This is a genomic window from Nitrosomonas sp. (genome assembly GCF_043753625.1).
In the GTDB taxonomy this organism is placed as follows: Bacteria; Pseudomonadota; Gammaproteobacteria; order Burkholderiales; family Nitrosomonadaceae; genus Nitrosomonas.
The window spans coordinates 1-4867 of sequence record NZ_JAYUWI010000064.1; the positions used below are offsets into that span (position 1 = coordinate 1).

A 4867-nucleotide genomic window follows, 5' to 3' on the forward strand; every position below is an offset into this window, starting at 1 on the left:
CAAAGCATTGCTGCACAATGTACATGCGCAGTATTCGCTCAAGACCAATCGGTGGGTGACCTCGTTTGCCACTAACCGGATAGTGCGGGGCAATGACATCCAGCAGAGAGGGCCAAGGCGTTACCGCTTCGATTTCGGACAAAAAGCCGATCCTGTCGTGTTTTTGTTTCTTCTTTGCCGCATATTCCAGGTCAGAAAAGCTTGATTGCATTCGTTTATCCAATATTATCAACATGATGAGTTTTATCAAACTTCAGAAACTCATACCGATATGTTTGAATAAATCAGTGTTTCCTTAGTTTGTAATACCTGAGGGTATGTACTGGATAATGTTTTCTTTCAAAATCAGTCACAACAAAATTAAGTAATTTTTTCTCAACGAAACAGGAAGTCTTCTTAATCTATTTTTGGTACTATTTGCCAGCAGTATTCGGATTCAAAAAGTTTAAATGATTTGTTGCTAATAGATAAATAATCCATGCCGAGAATTAAAGCAATATTTAAGAATCTGCAAGGTGAATCTTTGTCGGGCTTGCTGGAAATGCCATCAGGGGCTATCAAGTTCTATGCACTATTCGCTCATTGTTTTACTTGCTCCAAAGACAACCCGACTGCTGCACGAATTGCATTTTCCCTAGCTGATCATGGAATTGCGGTGCTGCGGTTTGATTTTGCCGGACTGGGGAATAGTAAAGGCAATTTCTCAAATACTAATTTCTCTTCTAATTTGCAGGATTTGTTAGCCGCCGCTCATTATCTTGAACAGCAATATGCTGCGCCATCCCTGTTAATCGGACATAGTCTGGGTGGCTCCGCTGTACTGGCGGTGGCTCAAGATCTACCAACAGTGCAAGCAGTGGTCACCATTGGCGCACCGGCAACAGCGGCGCATATCAAGCATTTGTTCGCAGATTCATATCGTGAATTGCAGGATAAACAATCCGTGCAAGTTAAATTAGGTGGAAGAAGCTTTAATATTAAGCGCCAATTTATTGATGATTTAGAGAAATATAATTCTGTTGCGCATGTTCAAGCGCTAAAAAAGGCGCTATTGATATTTCACTCTCCAGTGGATGCCGTGGTTTCTATCGACGAAGCGGCAAGGATATATACCGCAGCCAAACATCCCAAAAGCTTTGTGTCGCTGGATCGCGCGGATCATCTGTTATCCAATCCTGAAGATTCACGATATGTGGCAGAGGTTTTATCTGCCTGGGCGAGCCGTTATTTGAAAACGGATCAGGATCAGGTTCCTGGTGGAGAAGAAAAATCGGAAAATCCGTCGGTCGAGCAGGGCAGCGTGATTGTGCGAGAATGTGATAAAAAATTTACGCGGGAGATTCTGACACAACATCATCGCCTCATTAGCGACGAACCGATTGCACTGGGTGGCGCAGATCTTGGATTCAATCCTTACGAATTATTACTCGCGGCACTGGGTAGTTGTACTTCAATGACATTGCGGATGTATGCGAATCACAAACAAATTGATTTGCAAGCCATTCAAGTCGAACTGCATCACAACCGGATTCATGCGGAAGATTGCGCCGGATGTGAAAAACAGTCGCAACTCATGGACGTAATTACCCGACGCATTCAATTGACAGGCAATCTGGATAAAGCACAACGCGCCCGGTTGCTGGAAATCGCCAATCAATGCCCTGTTCATACGGCTTTACAAAATAAGATTCAAATTAACACTGATATAGTAGATTAAATTTACAATGCAACAAGATGACAAAGTAGAGAAATATCGTATTGATAAATGGCTGTTTTCGGCGCGTTTTTTTAAAACACGCTCATTGGCAGCTGAAGCAATTAATCGTGGACGGGTCACTTTAAACGGCCATCGCGTAAAACCTGCTAAAATAGTTATGGTAGGGGATATACTGATAATTCGCATTAATAACTATCAATATACTATTGAAATACTAGAGTTATCCAATAAACGAGGCTCTGCAACACAGGCACAGCAGCTCTATGGAGAAACCGAAGAAAGCCAGAAGCAACGGGAATTGCTGGCAGCCAGATTAAAAGCGCAACCGCAGCCATTTTTTACCAAAAGCAGCCGTCCAACCAAGCGCGATCGGCGTGAAATTGAACGGTTTATTTCCATTCAAGACGATTCTTGAATTTATAAGAAAAAACACCAATTTAATTTTGATTATTAAGAGTAACCAGTGAGCGAATATGAATAACAAAACTTTTAATCTGGATAAAGAACAATTGATCAAGCAATCCTTGGTTCAGATGGATACGCATCTTCAAGGAACAAATTACACGCAAACACAGAAATTGGCGCTGACTTGCCGTATTTTGTTTGAGAACGGGCACGATTCGGGATTGGCAGGGCAAATCACCACGCGAGGCGAGAAACCAGAAACGTATTTGACTCAGAGACTAGGCATGGGTTTTGATGAAATTTGCGCGAGCAATCTCTTGCTCGTTAATGAAGATCTAGAAGTTTTGCAAGGTGATGGCATGGCAAATCCGGCCAATCGTTTTCATTCATGGTTGTATCGCACCAGACCTGATGTGCAATGCATTATTCATACGCACGCCGTGCATACCGCCGCACTCAGTATACTGGAGGTGCCTTTGGAAATATCACACATGGATAACTGCGTGTTATATGACGACGTGGCTTTCTTGCCCAAATGGCCGGGCATACCGGTAGGTAATGAAGAGGGCGAGATGATTTCCAAAGCCATTGGCAGCAAGCGCGCATTGCTGTTAGCGCATCATGGCTTGCTGATTGCCGCTTCGAGCATCGAAGAAGCCTGTATTTTAGCCATTGCCTTCGAAAGAGCTGCACGCATGCATTTGCTGGCAGCTGCAGCGGGCAAGATTCAACCCATCGATCCTGACTTAGGGCGGGAAGCGCATGATTGGATTCTGCGTGGACAACGAAGTGCCGTAGGTTTTGCTTACTATACGCGCCGCAGTCTGAGAATGAATACGGATTGCTTGGAATGATGGAAAGATCCATAAAATCAGTGGAAAATCGCTTAGAATCCCATATTTTTTTTAAATATCCCAAGCCATTCACATTCGCACAAAGTTTTTTACCCGAATTCTTCGGATCCATACGACAAGCAATGATAATTCTCTGTGGGGCGTTCATTCCGGTACCTGACTCATTTCAAAAGTGACAGATATTTGGTCTGGTTTTCTTTGCGGGAAGTATGTAGAATTGAAAAATTTTTCCATTCTACAATTTAGTGGATAGTTGATCTGTGGCATTTTACGTTCAAAAATACGGCGGTACATCGGTTGGAAGCACTGAGCGGATAAAGAATGTTGCGCGCAGAGTAGCGAAATTCCATTCGCAAGGACATCAAATTGTAGTTGTTGTTTCCGCAATGAGCGGTGAAACCAATCGCCTGATTGCCCTTGCGCACGAGGTTCAGGAAAATCCTGATCCGCGTGAATTGGATGTGATGATTTCCACCGGTGAGCAAGTATCCATAGCATTATTAGCTATGGCACTGATGGAACTTAACGTCAAAGCCAAAAGCTATACCGGTCCGCAAGTACGGATACTGACCGATAGCACACATACTAAAGCCCGGATATTAAGCATTGATGAAGCAAGAATTCGAAGCGACCTTGAGACCGGCTATGTAGTGGTAGTCGCTGGATTTCAAGGAATTGATGAGAAAGGCAGTATCACTACATTGGGTCGAGGCGGATCAGATACTACCGGAGTAGCTCTGGCAGCAGCGTTAAAAGCTGATGAGTGCCAGATTTATACGGATGTGGATGGAATCTATACGACAGATCCTCGCGTAGTTGCTGAAGCTAGAAGACTGAATACAATAACCTTTGAAGAAATGCTTGAAATGGCGAGTCTTGGCTCCAAAGTTTTACAGTTAAGATCTGTTGAATTCGCCGGAAAATATAAAGTAAAGTTGAGAGTTTTATCCAGTTTTGAGGATGCGGGTCAAGGTACTCTGATTACTTTTGAGGAAGATGAAAATATGGAACAAGCGCTCATTTCAGGAATCGCATTTAATCGTGATGAAGCCAAAATTACTGTATTAGGTGTTCCCGACCATCCTGGTATTGCTTATCAAATTCTTGGGCCCGTGGCTGATGCTAATATTGATGTGGATATGATTATCCAAAATGTAGGCCACGATGGTTTGACAGATTTCTCATTTACCGTTCATCGCAATGAATTTAAAAATACGATGAATATCCTGAAAGAAAAGATCCAGCCTCATATTGGTGCGCGCGATGTACTGGGAGGTGATAGAATTGCGAAAGTCTCGGTAGTTGGTGTTGGCATGCGTTCTCACGCCGGTATTGCCAGCAAAATGTTCCGCGTACTGGCAGAAGAAGGAATTAACATTCAAATGATTGCTACTTCCGAGATAAAAGTATCCGTTGTTGTCGATGAAAAGTATATGGAACTCGCTGTCAGAGTGCTGCACAAAGCATTTGATCTTGAACAGGCGCTTTAATAAGATTAATTGCATTCATCGAGAATTAGCTTATCGCAATAAATAACGGAGAGATGGCCGAGTGGTCGAAGGCGCTCCCCTGCTAAGGGAGTATAGGCACAAAAAGCTTATCGAGGGTTCGAATCCCTCTCTCTCCGCCACAGATGTTCCTAGCAATTCTCAGAAACACCAACAAGACCAGCATAAATTATAAGTTTAGCGGTTTTTTTGTTAACCGTATCCAATCATGTGAAATGTGAGTAACAAGATAAATTTGTGAGTAAGATCGTGAGTAACTATTATACTCATAAAAATGTTACTCACATATTTGTACACAGTAGTGTCCGGAGATTCGAGAATTGTCGCATGATAACTCGTTGAACGATCATTACTAAATGACATATTTTTCTGTAATTGATTTC

General features: G+C 42.8%; 4 protein-coding genes, 1 tRNA gene and 1 pseudogene. 5 read left to right on the plus strand and 1 reads right to left on the minus strand.

Annotated elements, in window-relative coordinates; all coding sequences use genetic code 11:
- Positions 1 to 211: pseudogene (locus ACH10T_RS06455) on the minus strand (IS5/IS1182 family transposase); the annotation flags it as partial.
- 267 nt (positions 212 to 478) lie between these two features.
- Between ACH10T_RS06455 and ACH10T_RS06460 the strand changes: the two are divergent.
- The 5 genes from ACH10T_RS06460 to ACH10T_RS06480 all read left to right on the plus strand — a co-directional run bounded on the left by ACH10T_RS06460 (position 479) and on the right by ACH10T_RS06480 (position 4606).
- Complete coding sequence (locus ACH10T_RS06460) at positions 479 to 1717, plus strand: alpha/beta fold hydrolase (RefSeq protein WP_394808494.1); 1239 nt, start codon at positions 479 to 481, stop codon at positions 1715 to 1717.
- Between the two features lie 7 nt (positions 1718 to 1724).
- Positions 1725 to 2132: an RNA-binding S4 domain-containing protein gene (locus tag ACH10T_RS06465; protein WP_394808495.1), complete on the plus strand. Its 408-nt coding sequence runs from the start codon at positions 1725 to 1727 to the stop codon at positions 2130 to 2132.
- Positions 2133 to 2190: 58 nt separating this feature from the next.
- Entirely contained in the window at positions 2191 to 2976 is a 786-nt protein-coding gene (locus ACH10T_RS06470; protein WP_394808496.1) for an aldolase, read from the plus strand.
- Positions 2977 to 3236: 260 nt separating this feature from the next.
- On the plus strand, positions 3237 to 4466 hold the full coding sequence (locus ACH10T_RS06475; protein ID WP_394808497.1) for an aspartate kinase: 1230 nt from the start codon (positions 3237 to 3239) through the stop codon (positions 4464 to 4466).
- Positions 4467 to 4513: 47 nt separating this feature from the next.
- A tRNA-Ser gene (locus tag ACH10T_RS06480) sits at positions 4514 to 4606 on the plus strand.
- Positions 4607 to 4867 lie beyond the last annotated feature (261 nt).

Coding starts and splice junctions, on each gene's coding strand:
- ACH10T_RS06460 (WP_394808494.1), top strand. CDS start 479: ATGCCGAGAATTAAAGCAATATTTAAGAATCTGCAAGGTGAATCTTTG.
- ACH10T_RS06470 (WP_394808496.1), top strand. CDS start 2,191: ATGAATAACAAAACTTTTAATCTGGATAAAGAACAATTGATCAAGCAA.
- ACH10T_RS06465 (WP_394808495.1), top strand. CDS start 1,725: ATGCAACAAGATGACAAAGTAGAGAAATATCGTATTGATAAATGGCTG.